The organism is Pseudomonas sp. 7P_10.2_Bac1 (genome assembly GCF_025465935.1).
In the GTDB taxonomy this organism is placed as follows: domain Bacteria; phylum Pseudomonadota; class Gammaproteobacteria; order Pseudomonadales; family Pseudomonadaceae; genus Aquipseudomonas.
This window is the reverse complement of the sequence record NZ_JANLNV010000010.1, coordinates 1-17922: the sequence shown is the minus strand read 5'-3', so window position 1 is coordinate 17922 and position 17922 is coordinate 1. Positions and strand designations below refer to the sequence as shown.

Here is a 17922-nt window from a genome sequence, read left to right as displayed (position 1 = left end):
TAGATCGCGAGGCAAGCTCGCTCCTACAGGACGGTTCAACCGGCATAAAAAAAGGCGACCTTTTCAGGTCGCCTTTTTTGTCACTTAACCACTTTGAGACTTGGCCGTCCGCTGGGTCGCGGTGGCTCGGTGCCTGGTGGCGGAGTGTCGTCGTCCGGCTCGATTTCGTCTTCCACCTCAAACGCTTCTTCGAGATCAAACATCATGCCTTGGCCATTTTCCCGTGCATAAATGCCCAGAATGGCTGCAATCGGCACGTACAACGTGTGTGGCACACCGCCAAAACGCCCGTCAAAGCTGACCGCTTCGTTGTCCATGTGCAAATTACGCACGGCGCTTGGTGATACGTTCAGGACAATCTGTCCATCACTGGCAAATCCCTGAGGGACCTGCACCTTCGGATAGTCCGATTTAACCAGCAAGTGCGGAGTGCAATCGTTGTCCACAATCCACTCATAGAGCGCACGCACCAGATAAGGTCGACTTGAATTCATCAAGGGCTCCTAAAGCCTTAGCGCATGTCGCGTTCGACACCAGACAAGCTTGCCTGGAAAGCCTCACGCGCAAATTGGCGCTCCATATAGTCAAGCAGCGGCTTGGCAGGCCGCGGCAACTCAATACCCAAAACAGGCAGGCGCCAGAGTATCGGTAATAGACAGCAGTCGACCAGACTTTGCTCATCACTCAGAAAAAAAGGTTTGTCTGCAAACAATGCCGAGACACCCGTCAGACTCTCGCGCAACTCCTTACGCGCCTGCACGCGAGCAGGCTCCTTGGTACGCGAATCAAGGATCAGGTCGACCAGATTGCACCAGTCACGCTGGATCCGGTGCATCAGCAGACGGCTGTTGGCCCGCGCTACCGGATACACCGGTAACAGCGGCGGATGCGGATAACGCTCATCCAGATACTCCATCACCACCGTCGACTCCCACAACGCCAGGTCACGATCGACCAGGGTTGGCAGGCTGCCGTACGGGTTCACTTCGATCAGTTTTGGCGGATGACGACCCGCCACCACACTGATGATCTCGGCGCTGACACCTTTCTCGGCGAGCACAATGCGTACTCGGTGGGAATAGTGGTCGGCGGGGTCGGAGTAACAGGCCAACCGATTGGTCACGCCCATGGCGGTCCTCCTCGCTTGTTGAAATTATCAGGAGCGGAAAAACGAACGCGCCCAAGAATGCCTCCCATAACAGCAGAACCGCGAAGGCAGGCCTTATAGACCACACCTTCGCCGAGTCCTGCACTGTTACCTTTTAGAGACACCCTTGGGCGCGCACGATTAACAGCAATGCATGTAATGGTATCAGTGCACATCCTTCCAGTATTCGCGCTTGAGCAGATACGCGAAGACAAAGAAGAAGGCCAGATAGAGCAGCACGTAAGTCCCGATGCGCTGATGTTCCAGCTTCACCGGGTTGGCCGAATAAGCCAGGAAGGTCACAAGGTTCTGGATCTTCTCGTCGAACTGCTCTTCAGTCAGTGCGCCGGTCTTGGGCAACACTGTCAGCTGGTCGCACGCTTCATGTGTCAAAGGCGTGCCGGTGAGCGGATCATACTGCTTCTTGCCGTCTTCGACGATCTGTACTTGCTTGCAACCGATAACTTGACGCCCTTGCAGTGGCGCAAGAACGTTCGGCATGCCCACGTTAGGGAAGACGGTATTGTTCACACCCCAAGGGCGCGACGGGTCTTCATAGAACGAACGCAGGTAGCTGTAGAGCCAGTCTGTACCCCGCACGCGAGCCACCAGAGTCAAGTCGGGCGGCGCCGCACCAAACCACGCTTTGGCGTCTTCAGGCTGCATACCGATGTTCATGTGATCGCCAATCTTGGCACCTGTGAACACCAGATTGTTGAGCATGACGTCATGAGGAATTCCCAAATCGTCTGCCACCCGCTCGTAGCGCTGAAACTTGGCGCTGTGGCAACCCATGCAATAGTTGGCAAAAGTACGCGCACCATCTTGCAGTGCCGCCTTGTCTGAGACGTCGATATCAACCTTGTCCAGCTGGACGCCCTGCTCGGAGGCAAAAGACAGCACGGGCATCATTGCGAGCATTACTACGGCAAATAACTTTTTCATCAGCCTGTCACCCTTTCCGGAACCGGTTTGGTCTTCTCGAGCCGGGTGTAGAACGGCATCAGAATGAAGTAGGCGAAGTACAGGAACGTACACACCTGCGACAGCAACGTACGCTCAGGCGTAGGCGACAAGACACCCAGCACGCCCAGGGTCACGAACGATACACAGAACACCCACAACCAGACCTTGCTCATCCAGCCTTTGTAGCGCATGGATTTCACCGGACTGCGGTCCAGCCAAGGCAATACAAACAGCACTGCAATCGCAGCGCCCATGGCGATCACGCCCATGAGCTTGTCGGGGATCGCCCGCAAGATCGCGTAGAACGGCGTGAAGTACCAGACGGGGGCAATATGCTCCGGGGTCTTGAAGGCGTTGGCTTGCTCGAAGTTAGGCTTTTCGAGGAAGTAACCCCCCATTTCGGGGAAGAAGAACACAATCGAACAGAAGATAAACAAGAACACCACTACGCCGACAATGTCTTTCACGGTGTAGTACGGGTGGAATGGAATGCCGTCCAGCGGGATGCCGTTTTCGTCCTTGTACTTCTTGATATCGATCCCGTCAGGGTTGTTCGAGCCGACTTCGTGCAGGGCCAGGATGTGCAGCACCACCAAGCCCAAGATCACGATGGGCAACGCGACAACGTGCAACGCGAAAAAGCGGTTCAGGGTGATCCCGGAAATCAGGTAGTCACCGCGAATCCATTGCGTCAGGTCGTTGCCGATCACCGGGATCGCGCCGAACAGCGAGATAATCACCTGCGCGCCCCAGTAGGACATCTGCCCCCAAGGCAACAGATAGCCCATGAACGCCTCTGCCATCAGGGCCAGGTAAATCATCATGCCAAACAACCACACCAGCTCGCGCGGCTTCTGATAAGAGCCGTAGAGCAAGCCACGGAACATATGCAGATACACCACGATAAAGAACGCAGACGCGCCCGTGGAGTGCAGCAGGCGCAGAATCGAACCGTATTCGACATCACGCATGATGTATTCGACCGAGGCAAATGCGTCCTCTGCCGTCGGCGTGTAACTCATGGTCAGCCACACGCCCGTGACGATCTGGTTGACCAGCACCACGAGAGCGAGAGAACCAAAGAAATACAGGAAGTTGAAGTTCTTTGGCGCGTAATACTTGCTGAGGTGGTCTTCCCACATTTTGGTGGCCGGGAAGCGAGCATCAATCCAATCCATGAACTTGCTCATTACGCAGTCTCCCTATCCAGGCCAACGACAATAATGTTGTCCGACTCATAGTAGTAAGGCGGTACAGGCAGATTTAACGGGGCTGGCTGGGCCTTATAGACACGCCCCGCCAAATCATAGTGCGAACCATGACAGGGGCAGAAATACCCCCCGACCCAGTCCTTGCCAAGGTCGGCAGGGGCCACTTCAGGACGGAAAGTAGGTGAGCAGCCCAAGTGAGTACAGATGCCGATCACCAGCAGGATTTCGGGCTTGATCGAGCGTAACTCAGGGTTTACGTAGGTCGGTTGATCTGATTGCTGGGAGTCCGGATCAGCGAGCCGATCATCAATTTTCTTCAGGTTGGCCAGGATTTCCTCAGTGCGACGGACAATGAACACCGGCTGCCCCCGCCACTCTGCAACCATCTGCTGGCCCGGCTCGACCTTGGCAATATTGACCTTCACCGGCGCGCCAGCCGCCTTGGCCTTGGCACTGGGGAACCACGACCCCACGAACGGGACCGCCGCCCCTACCGCCCCTGCAGCTCCCACCACGGATGTGGCTGCCACGAGGAAACGACGCCGACCGACATTAACGTCGACTTTGCTCATTCCGTCCTCTCCCATCAGCTTTGCGACCTGTTAAAACAGGCATCTAGTAAGTAGCAAACTAATCTTTATAAAAATTTTGCCGAATGGTAATGAAAAGACCCTACTAAAACAAGGTAATTACCGGGAGGAGCCGGCTGCAGCCCTTGCAGCACAAGGATTCGGCGGATGTGGCACGTTGTCACACAGACTTTTGTGGAGCCATAAAAAAAGCCCAGCTCCGTGAGGAGGCTGGGCTTTTTTTGAACGAAGCTGCGAATTAACGCTTCGAGTACTGCGGACGCTTACGCGCTTTACGCAGACCGACTTTCTTACGTTCAACTTCACGAGCATCGCGAGTTACGTAACCTGCTTTACGCAGAGCGCTACGCAGAGTCTCGTCGTAGTCCATCAGAGCGCGAGTGATACCGTGGCGGATTGCGCCAGCTTGACCACTTACACCGCCACCGATAACGGTAACGTAGATGTCGAATTTCTCAACAGTCTCGGTCAGTTCCAGCGGCTGACGAACTACCATGCGGGCAGTTTCGCGGCCGAAGAAGTTGTCCAGGGAACGGTTGTTGATAGAGATGTTACCAGTGCCCGGACGCAGGAAAACGCGTGCGGTTGCAGTCTTACGACGGCCAGTGCCGTAGTTTTGAGTCGCCGACATAATGAACTATTCCGTTAAAACTTCAGTTCTTGGGGCTGCTGAGCAGTATGAGGGTGAGCAGCGCCCGCATAGACTTTCAGCTTACGGTACATGTCGCGACCCAGCGGGTTCTTAGGCAGCATGCCTTTAACCGCGGTCTCGATCACGCGCTCAGGAGCTTTGACGATCAGCTTTTCGAAGTTGATCGACTTAATCCCGCCCGGGAAACCGGAGTGAGAGTAGTACATCTTGTCAGAGGTCTTAGCACCAGTGACACGAATCTGCTCAGCGTTGATAACAACGATGTAGTCACCGGTGTCAACGTGCGGAGTGTATTCAGGCTTGTGCTTACCACGCAGACGGCTTGCGATCTCGGTGGCCAGACGACCCAGGGTCTGACCAGCAGCGTCGACGACAAACCAGTCGCGCTTTACTGTTTCTGGTTTAGCAGTAAAAGTTTTCATTCTTTATAGCCTCAGGGGCCGCCCTGTAAATTAGACGGCGGATCTTACTGAATAGTGCGTACTTTGACAAGTCAAAGGCAGCCGGATACAGACGCTATCGGGGGCTCGGGTCAGCGCGTCCGTTCAACGGCAAGATTCTTCGGCAGGCGGGGCATCACTTCCACTGCAGAAAGAGGTCGACGATTATCCAGATTGCGCAAAAAATTACAACCTGCTTTTATGATTCTTTCCCCGAAGGAGTCACCGATGGACTACCGCCAGCTAGGCCGCAGCAACCTCAACGTCAGTGCCATTGCCCTCGGCACCATGACCTGGGGTGAGCAGAACACCCAAGACGAAGCCTTTGAGCAAATTGCTTACGCGAAAAGCGCCGGCATCAACTTCCTCGACACCGCCGAGATGTACCCGGTCCCTCCCAAAGCCGAAACCTACGCCACCACCGAGCGCTACATCGGCAATTGGTTCAAAGCCCGTGGCGATCGCGCCGACTGGGTACTGGCCAGCAAAATTGCCGGCCCTGGCAACACCATCGACTACATCCGTGATGGCAACCTCAAACACAACCGCACCCACATCGTTCAAGCGCTGGACGCCAGCCTCAAGCGCCTGCAAACCGACTGGATCGATCTGTACCAGTTGCACTGGCCCGAGCGCAGCACCAACTTTTTTGGCCAACTGGGCTACACACACAAGGCCGATGAAGACTTTACCCCACTGGAAGACACCCTCGAAGCCCTGGATGAGCAGGTCAAGGCCGGCAAAATTCGCCACATAGGCCTGTCCAACGAAACCCCATGGGCGACCATGAAGTTCCTGCAACTGGCCGAGAGCCGCGGCTGGCCGCGGGCTGTGTCGATCCAGAACCCCTATAACCTGCTTAACCGCAGCTTTGAAGTGGGCCTGGCGGAAATTGCCATTCGCGAACAATGCGGGCTGCTGGCTTACTCGCCTCTGGCCTTCGGCATGCTGACCGGCAAATACGGCGGTGGCGCCCGCCCGGAAAAAGGCCGCCTGAGCCTCTACAGCCGTTTCGCGCGTTACTCCAATCCGCAATCGGTTGCCGCCTGCGAGCGCTACGTCGCCCTGGCTCGCGAACACGGGCTGGACCCGGCACAAATGGCCCTGGCCTATGTCACCCAGCAACCGTTCGTGACCAGCAACATCATTGGCGCCACGACAATGGAGCAACTCAAAAGCAACATCGCCAGCGCCGATCTGAAGCTGTCGCACGAAGTGCTCGAAGGCATTGAAGCCATTCATAAAGAGCAACCAAACCCGGCACCGTGACCCAATCCCCCTGTACAAGCGAGCTTGTCTCGCGATCTTTTGATCTTTAAAAGATCGCGAGGCAAGCTCACCCCTACACAGCGGCTTCACTCCTCTTCCCCTAGACACACAGGAAAAAACATAAGACGATCCAGCCGTAAGTTGACCAATTTCACCTATAAGAATAATCGAATCATGTCTACTCAACTCTCCACGCCCCTGCGGCGCGTCAGCGTTTTGGCCACGGATCAGGTGTTCGCCTCGACCCTGATGCAGGCCAAGGATTTTTTTCACCTGGCCAGCCTGCGCCATGGCAAACAATTGGGCCAAGGCTTCAATGCCAGCTTCGAAACCCGTCTTGTCAGCCCCGACAACCAGCCTGTGGGCAGTTTCAGCAATGTAACGCTACCAGTGGACGGCGGCCTCGATGACGCAGACATCATCATCCTCCCCGCCTTCTGGGGTGACTTTGACACCCTCTGCGAGCGTTACCCGCAGGTAATGCCATGGTTGCGCGAGCAACATGCGCGAGGGGCTGTGTTGTGCGCGGCAGCGACCGGCGTGTTCTGGCTGGCAGAGGCCGGGTTGCTCGACGGCAAGGAAGCCACAACGTATTGGCGATTTTTCAACACTTTCGCCGAACGCTTCCCACAGGTGAACCTCAATCAGGACAAACACCTCACCGACGCCGACAATCTCTACTGTGCTGGCGGCCCGACTTCGGCGTGTGACCTGTACATTTATCTGATTGAGCGTTTCTGCGGCGCGAACATCGCCCAGGCCGTGGCCCGCGACATTTTGTATGAGGTGCAGCGCAATTACTCACCGGGGCGCATTGGCTTCGGCGGGCAAAAGCTGCATCAAGACGTGATTATCTTGCAGATCCAGCACTGGCTCGAAGAGCACTTTGCCGACAAGTTCCGCTTTGAAGATGTGGCCCGCGAACACGGTATGAGCATCCGCAATTTCATGCGTCGCTTCCAGATCGCCACCGGCGACAAGCCGCTGCACTATCTGCAGCGCTTGCGCATAGAAACCGCCAAGGGCCTGCTGTCTGCCACCCGTAAAAGCATCAAGACCATCAGCTACGACGTGGGCTACGACGACGCCAGCTTCTTTGCAAGGCTGTTTCGCCAGCACACCGAACTGTCACCCAATCAATACCGGCAACAGTTCCAGCAAGCCGCCTGATCTCCCGCCCTTTTAGGAGCTTGGCTCGCGATCTTATGATTATTGAAAGATCGCGAGCCAAGCCCAGAGCCAGGCAATCACTTAGGGCTTATGCGCCCGAGTCAGGTATTCGTGGGATTGCATCTCGAGCAGGCGGCTCAGCGTACGCTGGAACTCGAAGCTCAAACGACCACCGGTATAGAGGTCCTTGAGTTCGACCTCGGCCGAGATGATCAACTTGACACCACGGTCGTAGAACTCGTCGACCATGTTGATGAAACGACGGGCGATGTCGTCGGTTTTAACTTCCATTTGCTCAACACCGCTGAGGATCACAGCGTTGAAGATCTTGCCCAGTTCGATGTAGTCGTTCTGGCTGCGCGGGCCGTCACACAGCTCGCGAAAATCAAACCAGGCCACATCATCGCAGGTGCGCAATGCACGAATCGTCCGGTTCTCGATGATCAGATCATCGTTTTCAACCGTGCGGGTCGAGTTGTGTGTCAGCGCCTTGAAGCTTTCGCGCAGGCAGGCTTCAGAAGCTTCATTGAGCGGGAAGTGGTAAAGCTCGGCTTGCTCCAGGTGGCGCAAACGGTAATCCACGCCGCTGTCGACGTTGACGATCTCGGTGTTCTGCTTGATCAGCGCAATGGCTGGCAAGAAACGGGCACGCTGCAGACCATCTTTGTACAGACCGTCAGGCACGATGTTGGAGGTCGCCACCAGGGTCACGCCGTTCTTGAACAGCTCTTCCATCAAGGTGCCGAGAATCATCGCGTCGGTAATGTCCGACACAAAGAATTCGTCGAAACAGATCACTCGTGCTTCATCAGCAAAGCGCTTGGCGATAATGGTCAGCGGGTTCTTCTCACCATTGAGGGTGCGCATTTCTTCGTGCACACGCTTCATGAAGCGGTGGAAGTGGGTACGTACCTTCTCTTTGAACGGCAAAGCGTCAAAGAAGGTGTCAACCAGGTACGTCTTGCCGCGACCTACACCGCCCCAGAAATACAGGCCTTTGACCAGCGCAGGCTCTTTTTTGCCGAACAGTTTGCCCAGCAGGCCAGGCTTGCTCTGCGAAGACGCGACCAAGTCGTCATAGAGACGCTGCAGGTGACGCACAGCGTTTTCCTGCGCGGCATCGTGGAAGAAGTCCGGGCGTTTCAGATCAGCTTGATATCGTTCTAGAGGCGTCATAATTCGCTAGCTGGGCAACAAAAACGGGCCGACACTTTAGCGACGGCCCGGGGGAATGGCAATCAAACCTGGGACGAAACGTCGCAGTTTGTCAGTCTTGCGCAGGCACCAAGGCCAAGCGCAGCGCTTCGATTGCCGCATCACGTGCTGCGTTATCGGCAAATGCCGGGCTGTCGGCAACACTCGCACCGTCAAGCCAAACGCTGAAACTTAAACCGTCAGCGCGTACATCCAGCGCCTCACCCGCTTGCAATTGCTTGGTCACCTGACCTGCCGCTTTGCCATCGGCGAAGCTGCGTGACAGCAACAATTGCTCGCCATCTGCGCTCAACAGACGGAAACGGAAGCTGCCGTCTTCATCACGGAAGCTCACAAAGCGCGGGCCCTTGGCGGCTTTCTTTTTGGTTGCCGCCGAGCTTTGTGCAGCGCTCTCAAACGAACGCAGGCCCACCGCTTCACGCAACTCACCCAAAAACGGCGTCGCGATAGCACGGGCTTTTTGTGCGCCGGCTTGAAGAATGTCTTCCATGTCTGCAGGGCGCGACATCAGGTCGTGATAGCGCTCGCGTGCCTCGCCCAACTCAGCGTCCAGCAGCTTGAACAGGCGGTCTTTAGCCTCACCCCAGCCCAAGCCCTGCAACAATTCGCTGCGGAACTCAGCCGACTGCTCAGGCGTCGAGAATGCCTGATACAAGGTGAACAAGTGCGAGTTGTCCGGATCTTTGGCTTCGCCCGGTGCACGGGAGTCGGTCACGATCCGCGAAATCGCGCTTTTCATGTCTTTGGCGCTGGTGAACAACGGAATGGTGTTGTCGTAGCTCTTTGACATCTTGCGACCGTCAAGGCCAGGCAAGGTCGCCACGCTTTCTTCAATCAATGCTTCAGGCATGGCGAAGAACTCTTTGCCATTGCCGAACAAGTGGTTAAAGCGCTGGCCGATATCTCGGGCCATTTCAACATGCTGGATCTGGTCACGACCCACCGGCACCTTGTGCGCGTTGAACATCAAGATGTCCGCGGCCATCAACACCGGGTAGCTGTACAGGCCCATGGTGATGCCTGCATCCGGGTCTTCACCGTTTTCCAGGTTCTTGTCCACCGAGGCCTTGTACGCATGCGCCCGGTTCAACAGCCCCTTGGCCGCTACACAGGTCAGAAACCAGGCCAATTGCGGGATTTCCGGGATGTCGGATTGGCGATAAAACGTCACTCGCTCAACATCCAGACCACCCGCCAGCCAGGTTGCTGCGATTTCCTGGCGCGAACGCTGAATGCGCTGCGGGTCATCACATTTGATCAAGGCGTGGTAGTCGGCCAAAAAGTAAAACGAGTCGGCATTACTGTCACGGCTGGCAAGGATTGCCGGGCGGATAGCACCGGCATAGTTGCCCAGATGCGGTGTGCCGGTGGTGGTGATACCGGTGAGGATACGAGTACGAGTGGTCATGGGTAATCGCTTATCAGGCTGTATCAATTCAAAAGGCGTGGCGCTACCAACTCTTTGAGTTCGGGCAGCTTGCCGTGAAAAAAGTGACCGCATTCTGCCACTTTCAGCAGCTCATGGGGGCGTGAGAGATCGTTTGACCAGTTATATACCAGTTGCGGATCAATGACTTCGTCAGTTTCGGGCTGGATAACCGTGATCGGACACGACGCTGGCAGCGGGTATTGCTCAAGCAAACGCATCACCGCCGGCGCCACCATGAACAGCCCCGAAAGCTTGGCACCTTGCGCTTCAAGTTGCCCGCCCAGGCTGGCCGCGACAAAGCCGCCGAACGAAAAGCCCAGCAAGGTCAATGGCAACTCAGGGTATTGGGCGCGCAACCAGCGGGCGGCTGCCAGAGCATCTTCGACTTCGCCAGTACCCATGTCGTGACTGCCGGCACTGGCACCTACGCCGCGGTAATTAAATCGCAACGTAACAAGACCAGCATCGCGGGCGGTGCGTTGCAGGGTCGACACCACTTTATTCAGCATCGTCCCACCCTGTACCGGGTTGGGATGGCACAGCAACGCAAGGCCGCGCGGCTCAGCAGAATCGAGGTATAAAGCTTCCAATTGGCCAACGGGGCCATCAATCAGTACGGGGGTTTCGCGGGTAAGCAAGAAGGAACTCCGTGACCTCAAAGTGGGTCGACACGTCTAGCTGATAGATTCTGTCTGACATATTTGCGAGTGGATCGCGGTATACAGCGCAGGTCCGAGCCGTTAACGTAAAGCAAAGCCGTTTATAGAGGAAGGACTCGTGGAACACTCGCTCTTAATTTGGTTGTTGCCGACCCTAGCCCTGGTTGCCGGTGTCGCCATTGGTTTTCTGGTCGCTCGTCTGCTGCCGAACGCCGCGCCTAATCGCACGCAGCGTCAGCTGGACGACATCCAGGAACGTTTTGATCACTATCAAAGTGAAGTAGTAACCCACTTCAACACCACGGCCCATCTGGTGAAGAAACTCACCCAGAGCTACCAGGAAGTGCAAGATCACCTCGCTGAAGGCGCCAACAGCCTGGCACTGGACGAACTGACACGTCAGCGCCTGCTGGCGGCCCTGCACTCCGAGGCACCACAACCGCACCGCGAGCGCCTGACCCCGCCGCACAGTTCCGAGCCGCCAAAGGATTACGCGCCAAAAAGCCCGAACGCCCCCGGCATGCTGGACGAGCATTACGGCCTGAAGAAGTAATTCATCCAGCCAAACGCTCAACAAAAAGCCCCGCGATCAGCAACGATCGCGGGGCTTTTTTATGGACGCTGGAGCCGCCGCCGAGAGCTGCGGCCTCACTGTCGAGTTACGGGTACTGCTGCACCTGACCCTGTTGCTGGTAGTTCATACCCGGGATCGGCGCCAGGGTGATCTGAACACGACGGTTCTGAGCGCGGCCATCAGGGGTGGCGTTGCTGGCAATCGGGTCGGCCGGGCCTTTACCAATCACCGACAGGTACTGGCCACTGACGCCCTGCGAGGTCAGGTAGGTCGCTACGCTCTGCGCACGTTGTTGCGACAGCTGCTGGTTGAAAGCGCTGTTACCGGTGCTATCGGTGTAACCCACGATTTGGATTTGCTGCTGGTTGTTCAACTGCTTCAGCGAGTTGGCCAGGCTGTTAAGCGGCTGATAGAAGCTTGGCGCAATATTCGCCGAGCTGGTGGCAAACGTAATGTTGCCCGGCATCACTAGCGTAATGTTGTCGCCCTGACGCTGAACCTCAACGCCTGTGTTAGCCATGCTGGCGCGCAGCGCGGCTTCTTGCTTGTCAGCGTAATAGCCATAGCCCGCAGCCCCCAGACCCGCCACCGCAGCGCCGATCAATGCGCCCTTGCCACGGTTGTTGTGGTCAATGGCAGCACCTGCAACAGCACCAGCCAAGGCACCGAGACCACCGTATTTAGCAGTATTGCTCATGCCCGAAGAGGCCTGGCCCTGGTTGTCATAAGGGTTGGGAGAGGCGCAGCCGGCCAACAAGGCAATTGCACTTGCAGCCACAATCAAACGACGCGAGATGAACATGGTGAAGCTCCTACTCAATCTTTCTGGGGACAAAGGCCGTTGGCAATAGACCTCTGCGGTTCGTTGGAACACGACCAACGGTAAAAATTCCATTACATCTTGTTTAAGCGCGAACAAACGGGTTCTCACGCATTTCATCGCCAAGACGCGTGTCAGGACCATGCCCGGTCACCACGGTAGCGTCCTCGTCCAGCGTATACAGACGTTGCTTGATCGAGCGGACAATAGTGGCTTGATCGCCACCCCATAAGTCCGTACGCCCTACCCCGCGACGAAACAGCGTGTCACCCGCGATCAACAGCTTAGCCTCAGAAAACCAAAAACTCATGGAACCGGGCGTATGCCCGGGCGTGTGCAGGGCCACACCGCAGCCGCAGGCCAGCTCTTCGTCATCGGCCAACCAGCGATCTGGCGGCGGTACAGGCGTATACGGCACGCCGAACAGGCTGCATTGCATCTCAAGGTTGTCCCACAAAAACTGGTCCTCCTTGTGCAAGTGCAGGGTTGCACCGGTTTTCTCCTTCAACTGGCCCGACGCTAAAAAGTGATCCAGGTGCGCATGGGTGTGGATGATGCTCACCAGCCGCAGCCCGTGCTTCTTCAGTCGCGCGAGAATTCCCTCATGATCGCCGCCCGGATCCACCACAATGGCTTTTTTAGTGATCGGATCACCAATGATCGTGCAGTTGCACTGCAAAGGGCCGACGGGGAAGGTTTCGCGGATAAGCAAGGGGTTTGCGGCTTCCATGGGTGTTCCTGTAAAGTTGATGGCACAATTTTGGCACAGTGTGAAAAGCGATGGCGACGTTTAGGAAGAAAGGCCCCCACCAATGGCACGCCCAAATCAGACGCAAAGGGTGGCCCCAACAGACACGTACATTCAATACCCAACTCGAAGCAAAAACCTGGGCGACCATGATTGAGCGCGAAATGGATGCTGGTGTGTTCGTCAGCCGGAACGAAGCGGAGGCGACCTCCTTCGCCAGCGCACTAGAGTTGTATGCAACGGAGGTTACGAGCAAAAAACGCAGCAGTGCGTCCGAGCTGTCACGTATCCTCGCAATGCAACGCCATCCGCTCGCGCTTCGCTCACTTGCCAGTATCCGCGGGTCCGATATGGCGGCGTATCGCGACAAACGCCTCGAAGAGGGACTGGCGGCATCCACAGTGCGACGTGAACTCGCCTTGATTTCGCATGTGTTCACCATCGCTCGTAAAGAATGGCGGATGGAATCCCTGATCAACCCAGTCGAGCTGATCCGGCAGCCCACTGTTACTGACGCAAGGAAGAGACGTGTGCTCAGCGCGGACGTCTGGACACTCACAAACGACGGTCTAGTCTGCGAGCACCTGGACGAACTGGAAATGCTCTACCGCCACTGCCGCTCGACTGAGCTTCCAAAGATAGTCAAGTTTGCAGTAGAGACAGCTATGCGCCGAAGCGAAATTGCAGGACTACTGAGGTCCAATGTAAATCTCGAGAAGAGAACAGCCATCCTCCCACTCACCAAAAACGGCTCCGCTCGCGGAGTTCCGCTTTCTAGCGTTGCCGTTGAAATCCTAAAAAAACAGCCCTCGCGGGATGATGGCCGGCTATTCAAAAGCCAACCAGACACCATCACCAAAGCTTTTATGGAAGCATTGAACAACGCTCGAATGGCCTATGAAAAAGGCCTAGAAAAACATTGGGGAAATGAGGGGAAGAAAAAAAATAAACTCCAGAAAAAAATTGAAGATGATCTTTTCCTGACGGACCTTAGATTTCATGATCTGAGGCACGAAGCAACTTCCCGACTTGCTGAAATATTCCCGCTGCATGAATTAACGAAAATTACAGGACACCAAGACTCACGCATGCTAATGCGCTACTACCATCCTCGGACAGAAGACCTAGCAAAAAAACTAAAATAAGTTCACTATAAATCATAACCTCACTTCGAACAGACGATTATTATTTCAAAGTAAATGCCTGCTCACATATCAGACTCTATGAAGTAAAATTTTGTTTTTCCAACAGCAGAAAAAGATACTATCTTATGATTAACAAGTGCTTGCAAAGTGCATAAAACCTGGGTTTTTGTGAGTCCAGTTTTACTTACAATGCTTTTCAACTGAAACTTACCTCCACTGTTCAAAAGTTTGCATACCAATGTCGTATGCTCTTCGCGAGCCGGAAGCCTATTATAATAATCAAGCCTAATCATGATCTTGCCTAGTCATTTGACACGTGATAAAATGCGGGAATTTATTTTTTTGTTTATATTGCGCAGCGAAGTGATCATGAATAGTTTAGTTCAAAAACCAACCGTTGTAAGCCTTTTTGCTGGGTGCGGCGGGCTTGATGTCGGGTTTAAAGAACTGGATTACGATTTGATTTACGCTTGTGATAATGACCCTGCAGCTGTGGCGGTTTATAAAAAAAATATTGACGAGAGGGCGTATGTTAGAGACGTCACCTCTGATGAATTCCATGCTGAAATGAAATCTATTGGTTCGTGCGACATCATTCTTGGAGGATTCCCATGCCAAGGGTTCTCGAAGGCTGGACCAAAAAAACATGATGACATACGAAACCTGCTGTATCTGGAAATGCATTCAGCCGTAAATAGATTAAAACCGAAATTGTTTCTCGCAGAAAATGTCGACGGATTATCGCAAAACTTTAAAGGCGCGTACCTAGAAGCCATAGTCAGAGACTTTAAAGATATTGGTTATAGAGTTGAGTATCGGCTGTTTGATTCCGTTGGATTCGGGGTCCCCCAACATAGAAGAAGAATATACTTTATTGGGATTAGGGATGATCTTTTATTTGATGACTTTAATTGGCCCGAATTTACACATTTAAGCCAGAGCCGAAACGGTGAAGCAGCGATTGCGGACCTCGGGGATCTTTTCTCTCAGGATAAGCAAACCCTGCTACCGGCGAGGACTATCCGAGAGTCTATAGGGGATTTAATTCAGCTAGACTCTAAGATTGCGGACCACAGGGTCACATATGCATGGAATGATGCATGGAGTTCTATTTTCGCAAAAATTGGACCTGGTCAGAAACTTTGTAATGTTAGGCACTCCCCGACGTCTGTTTATACCTGGGACATACCAGAATACTTCGGCCACATCAACGACACAGAAAGAAATATTCTCGAGACAATCGGGAAGAATAGGCGCCATAAAAAATATGGATCCATTCCAAATGGCAACCCTCTTTCAGTCGAAGTCATAAAAGAACTTTCTGGGATAAAATCAGTAAGCCGCCATATAGATAGCCTTATGACTAAAGGCTACCTCAAAGAAGTCGAAGGAAAGTTTGACTTAAAAGGGGCAATGTTTTGCTCAGGCTTATACAAGCGACCAGACTGGGACTCTCCCTCCTCTACAGTGCTGACAAATTTTCACAATCCGAGATATTTTCTTCACCCGGAGGCAAATCGTCCTTTTTCCTTGAGGGAGTGTGCCCGCCTTCAAGGATTCCCTGACGATTTCCTGTTTACTTTTGGAAGTAGCGAACGCGAACTTGTGGATGGTTATAGGCTTGTAGGTAACGCTGTATCACCGCCAGTGGGCCGCGCGTTTGCAAAGGCAATTTTTAAGTATTTGTCCAAGGAAGTGAAAATTGAAACTGGTATCAGTAGAACTTTCTCTAGAAGAGAAGTTGAGCGAGTTTGAAAATTGGATTACTGCATCTATTCAGCAGGTTAGTGACACGGCAACCTATCGCAGCGAACTAGAAAAGATCAGCCTAATTCTAGATTCACTCGGCGCCGCTACCAACGGTTTTCAACGTGTAGAAGATTGCAACCCTGAGCAGATGGCAATCTATTGCATCGCCCAAGTAGAGAGAATTATAGCTGAATTTGAGACAATTGAATTATCACTTACTGCTGCAATTGACCTACTCGATTCATTGATATCAATGCTTTTCCTGGTCACTGGAAAGTCTGATAACAATATGAAGTGTCAATTTCCGGTATACCTAATTCAAAGCGAAAATAGAACCGTTTTCCCAATGGTGAACCGCCGTGGAAATGGGCGTGTCAATTTTGAATTTGAAGAACTAGGCCGAGTAATTAAGCAGGAGAAAGTCTCTAAGCTGATCGGTGAAGCATTAGTTCTTCGAGCGAGATATCCTGGAACAATTGACCTAGAATCCGAAGCAGTTTGGCTTCTAAAGGGCTACATCAATAGTATACTTAATAGCGATGGAAGCATTGAACAACTTTGGGCATTAGGATTTAGTTACTTTACCCTAAAGGAAAGAAACCCTGGCTTTGAAGGCAAGCTGCTGGCCCCTATCGTTGCCTTTAAAGTGCGCGGATCAGTCGCAGCTCAGAGTGGACATCTGCCAGAGAAAATTCTCAGACGCTGCATGACAACGTGGGGCTTAAAATCCGGTATTGATTTCAATAATGATGACGTAGTAATTAGTGGTCGCGACCTGCAAAGAGACGATCTTATTGAGGCCGCCGTTGAGCTACAAGAGAATAACAATGGGGGCCGTATTATTGATGACTTGAGTGCCGATCCCACTAAAACGCGAGCATATGATTTTGTATTGCCGTATAGAACACCTGGCTGGTCACCGCGCATTTTTATTCAAGCACAGTTTTACGCTGGTGATTCAGGCAGTGTTTCTCACAAGGTCGTTGATCAAACACGTTCATCTAGAGTATTGACTAGAGCAATATACCCAAGGGCACTATTTGTTGAGTACTTGGATGGTGCGGGCTATTACTCGAGTCTTTACCGAGATCTCAAGCACATGCTTGAGATGCCCTCCACCGCGGACTTCATCCAAGTAAGAACGGCTCATGTGAAACTTCGCCGGGCGTTACAAAATATTGGCTTTTTAACGCCTCTCGATTTTGTGCATGCACTACTCCGTGCTGAAGGATCGCTAGAGCGCGCAAGGTTAATTTTGATTGATGAAGACTACTCAGAGGAAGAGATTTTACGGTGTTATAATTTCTGTATTGCAGAAAACTTAATGTTACAAGCTTCTGGCCTCATCCAAATTTCACCAAGACTGCTTGTCAATTCAAGACGTATAATGTTGCTGGATATCATTGTGGTGGAAGGAGAACGATTCCAGAGAACTGGAGGTTCTGTTGTTGTAATTGCCCCGGGGGTGGGAGCTGATCGGGGAGTCGGATTACCAGCCCTTGGAAGAATCTATGAACGACTTTTAGGCGCCACAGACTCAGGCGCAACTCGATTTAGTTTAGATCTCGGGTGGTTAAACAGCAACGGCCTAATCCAGATAAAAACTATTTGATATTTCACACACCCAAATATTATCTAACCAGTAAGTTTCAAGGAGCTTACCGGTTAGATTAAGATTTGCTCCATCGAGACATGTACCCACTCTCCCGCATCAATTAAATGGCCCCTACTAATCTGACGCCATCCAGCGTCTCGAGATAATATCTTCAACAAAAATCTTGTTATCGTTTGCACAATGCTATCCGAATATGACGCAAGAATATGCGCCACTCTCCAAGAGTCCCGCCTTGAATCAATAACGCTTTAAACATTCCCACAGCATCTAAAGGTCGATGGCGATAAGACTCGCCCATGACTTTATCGTGAGATCGGTCACACATATATCCTCCGCTTCGGTGACGCCGCCAATCTTTGAAGTGCAATTACGAATGATCGTATCTCTTTGACGTGACCCAGGCTAGCAATGTTTTAGCAAACAAAACCACACCCTATGGTAATCCCCCCATTTTAATACTCGTCAAAAATAGAGGTCAGGCCACCAGGGCCAATTTCTGTTTAGGGGTTATGCCGCCGAGGGA

The 17922-nt window shown here is 53.2% G+C and carries 18 protein-coding genes; 6 read left to right on the top strand and 12 right to left on the bottom strand.

Going from position 1 to position 17922, the window contains the following annotated elements; genetic code table 11:
* Positions 1–80 precede the first annotated feature (80 nt).
* The 7 genes from NTD86_RS02385 to rplM all read right to left on the bottom strand — a co-directional run bounded on the left by NTD86_RS02385 (position 81) and on the right by rplM (position 4988).
* Complete coding sequence (locus NTD86_RS02385; protein WP_262200560.1) at positions 81–494, bottom strand: ClpXP protease specificity-enhancing factor; 414 nt, start codon at positions 492–494, stop codon at positions 81–83.
* 17 nt (positions 495–511) lie between these two features.
* A complete protein-coding gene (locus tag NTD86_RS02380) occupies positions 512–1129 on the bottom strand; it encodes a glutathione S-transferase N-terminal domain-containing protein (protein ID WP_048389907.1) in 618 nt (205 codons plus the stop codon).
* Between the two features lie 183 nt (positions 1130–1312).
* Positions 1313–2092 carry a cytochrome c1 gene (locus tag NTD86_RS02375; RefSeq protein ID WP_262200559.1) on the bottom strand — a complete coding sequence of 260 codons (780 nt, stop codon included), beginning with the start codon at positions 2090–2092 and terminating at the stop codon, positions 1313–1315.
* Positions 2092–3303, bottom strand: coding sequence for a cytochrome b (locus tag NTD86_RS02370; RefSeq protein WP_262200558.1), 1212 nt, complete (start codon positions 3301–3303; stop codon positions 2092–2094). Before NTD86_RS02370 ends, NTD86_RS02375 begins: the two co-directional genes overlap by 1 nt.
* Positions 3303–3896, bottom strand: coding sequence for a ubiquinol-cytochrome c reductase iron-sulfur subunit (petA, locus tag NTD86_RS02365; protein ID WP_262200557.1), 594 nt, complete (start codon positions 3894–3896; stop codon positions 3303–3305). Before petA ends, NTD86_RS02370 begins: the two co-directional genes overlap by 1 nt.
* A 256-nt stretch (positions 3897–4152) precedes the next feature.
* Positions 4153–4545: a 30S ribosomal protein S9 gene (gene rpsI / locus NTD86_RS02360; RefSeq protein ID WP_205889778.1), complete on the bottom strand. Its 393-nt coding sequence runs from the start codon at positions 4543–4545 to the stop codon at positions 4153–4155.
* A gap of 14 nt (positions 4546–4559) precedes the next feature.
* Entirely contained in the window at positions 4560–4988 is a 429-nt protein-coding gene (gene rplM / locus NTD86_RS02355; RefSeq protein ID WP_262200556.1) for a 50S ribosomal protein L13, read from the bottom strand.
* Between the two features lie 246 nt (positions 4989–5234).
* Here rplM and NTD86_RS02350 point away from each other — a divergent pair, with 246 nt between their 5' ends.
* Complete coding sequence (locus tag NTD86_RS02350; protein ID WP_262200555.1) at positions 5235–6275, top strand: NADP(H)-dependent aldo-keto reductase; 1041 nt, start codon at positions 5235–5237, stop codon at positions 6273–6275.
* Positions 6276–6548: 273 nt separating this feature from the next.
* Positions 6549–7445 (top strand): GlxA family transcriptional regulator, encoded by an 897-nt coding sequence (locus NTD86_RS02345; protein WP_262200631.1) that lies wholly within the window; start codon positions 6549–6551, stop codon positions 7443–7445.
* 81 nt (positions 7446–7526) lie between these two features.
* Here NTD86_RS02345 and zapE read toward each other — a convergent pair whose 3' ends face one another.
* The 3 genes from zapE to NTD86_RS02330 form a co-directional block, all read right to left on the bottom strand.
* Positions 7527–8621: a cell division protein ZapE gene (gene zapE / locus NTD86_RS02340; RefSeq protein ID WP_262200554.1), complete on the bottom strand. Its 1095-nt coding sequence runs from the start codon at positions 8619–8621 to the stop codon at positions 7527–7529.
* A 91-nt stretch (positions 8622–8712) separates the two neighbouring features.
* Positions 8713–10068: a tryptophan--tRNA ligase gene (locus NTD86_RS02335; protein WP_262200553.1), complete on the bottom strand. Its 1356-nt coding sequence runs from the start codon at positions 10066–10068 to the stop codon at positions 8713–8715.
* Between the two features lie 23 nt (positions 10069–10091).
* Complete coding sequence (locus tag NTD86_RS02330; RefSeq protein WP_262200552.1) at positions 10092–10727, bottom strand: alpha/beta hydrolase; 636 nt, start codon at positions 10725–10727, stop codon at positions 10092–10094.
* A 139-nt stretch (positions 10728–10866) separates the two neighbouring features.
* Between NTD86_RS02330 and NTD86_RS02325 the strand changes: the two genes are divergently transcribed.
* Positions 10867–11301, top strand: coding sequence for a YhcB family protein (locus NTD86_RS02325; RefSeq protein WP_262200551.1), 435 nt, complete (start codon positions 10867–10869; stop codon positions 11299–11301).
* 106 nt (positions 11302–11407) lie between these two features.
* Here the strand turns inward: NTD86_RS02325 and NTD86_RS02320 are convergent, their stop codons facing one another.
* Complete coding sequence (locus tag NTD86_RS02320) at positions 11408–12124, bottom strand: OmpA family protein (protein ID WP_262200550.1); 717 nt, start codon at positions 12122–12124, stop codon at positions 11408–11410.
* A 103-nt stretch (positions 12125–12227) separates the two neighbouring features.
* Positions 12228–12872 carry an MBL fold metallo-hydrolase gene (locus tag NTD86_RS02315; RefSeq protein WP_262200549.1) on the bottom strand — a complete coding sequence of 215 codons (645 nt, stop codon included), beginning with the start codon at positions 12870–12872 and terminating at the stop codon, positions 12228–12230.
* A 167-nt stretch (positions 12873–13039) separates the two neighbouring features.
* On the opposite strand from NTD86_RS02315, the gene NTD86_RS02310 reads away from it, so the two are divergent.
* The 3 genes from NTD86_RS02310 (at position 13040) to NTD86_RS02300 (ending at position 17396) form a co-directional block, all read left to right on the top strand.
* Positions 13040–14035: a tyrosine-type recombinase/integrase gene (locus tag NTD86_RS02310; RefSeq protein WP_262200548.1), complete on the top strand. Its 996-nt coding sequence runs from the start codon at positions 13040–13042 to the stop codon at positions 14033–14035.
* Between the two features lie 369 nt (positions 14036–14404).
* Positions 14405–15790 (top strand): DNA cytosine methyltransferase, encoded by a 1386-nt coding sequence (dcm, locus tag NTD86_RS02305; protein ID WP_262200547.1) that lies wholly within the window; start codon positions 14405–14407, stop codon positions 15788–15790.
* The gene (locus NTD86_RS02300; protein ID WP_262200546.1) at positions 15738–17396 is read left to right on the top strand and encodes a hypothetical protein; all 1659 of its coding nucleotides are present in this window, start codon (positions 15738–15740) and stop codon (positions 17394–17396) included. Before dcm ends, NTD86_RS02300 begins: the two co-directional genes overlap by 53 nt.
* Positions 17397–17922: the final 526 nt, after the last annotated feature.

Bases quoted from the DNA above. Each gene is read 5' to 3' on its own strand.
- NTD86_RS02385 (WP_262200560.1), bottom strand. From the start codon at position 494: ATGAATTCAAGTCGACCTTATCTGGTGCGTGCGCTCTATGAGTGGATT.
- NTD86_RS02380 (WP_048389907.1), bottom strand. From the start codon at position 1,129: ATGGGCGTGACCAATCGGTTGGCCTGTTACTCCGACCCCGCCGACCAC.
- NTD86_RS02375 (WP_262200559.1), bottom strand. From the start codon at position 2,092: ATGAAAAAGTTATTTGCCGTAGTAATGCTCGCAATGATGCCCGTGCTG.
- NTD86_RS02370 (WP_262200558.1), bottom strand. From the start codon at position 3,303: ATGAGCAAGTTCATGGATTGGATTGATGCTCGCTTCCCGGCCACCAAA.
- petA (WP_262200557.1), bottom strand. From the start codon at position 3,896: ATGAGCAAAGTCGACGTTAATGTCGGTCGGCGTCGTTTCCTCGTGGCA.
- rpsI (WP_205889778.1), bottom strand. From the start codon at position 4,545: ATGTCGGCGACTCAAAACTACGGCACTGGCCGTCGTAAGACTGCAACC.
- rplM (WP_262200556.1), bottom strand. From the start codon at position 4,988: ATGAAAACTTTTACTGCTAAACCAGAAACAGTAAAGCGCGACTGGTTT.
- NTD86_RS02350 (WP_262200555.1), top strand. From the start codon at position 5,235: ATGGACTACCGCCAGCTAGGCCGCAGCAACCTCAACGTCAGTGCCATT.
- zapE (WP_262200554.1), bottom strand. From the start codon at position 8,621: ATGACGCCTCTAGAACGATATCAAGCTGATCTGAAACGCCCGGACTTC.
- NTD86_RS02335 (WP_262200553.1), bottom strand. From the start codon at position 10,068: ATGACCACTCGTACTCGTATCCTCACCGGTATCACCACCACCGGCACA.
- NTD86_RS02320 (WP_262200550.1), bottom strand. From the start codon at position 12,124: ATGTTCATCTCGCGTCGTTTGATTGTGGCTGCAAGTGCAATTGCCTTG.
- NTD86_RS02315 (WP_262200549.1), bottom strand. From the start codon at position 12,872: ATGGAAGCCGCAAACCCCTTGCTTATCCGCGAAACCTTCCCCGTCGGC.
- NTD86_RS02310 (WP_262200548.1), top strand. From the start codon at position 13,040: ATGATTGAGCGCGAAATGGATGCTGGTGTGTTCGTCAGCCGGAACGAA.
- dcm (WP_262200547.1), top strand. From the start codon at position 14,405: ATGAATAGTTTAGTTCAAAAACCAACCGTTGTAAGCCTTTTTGCTGGG.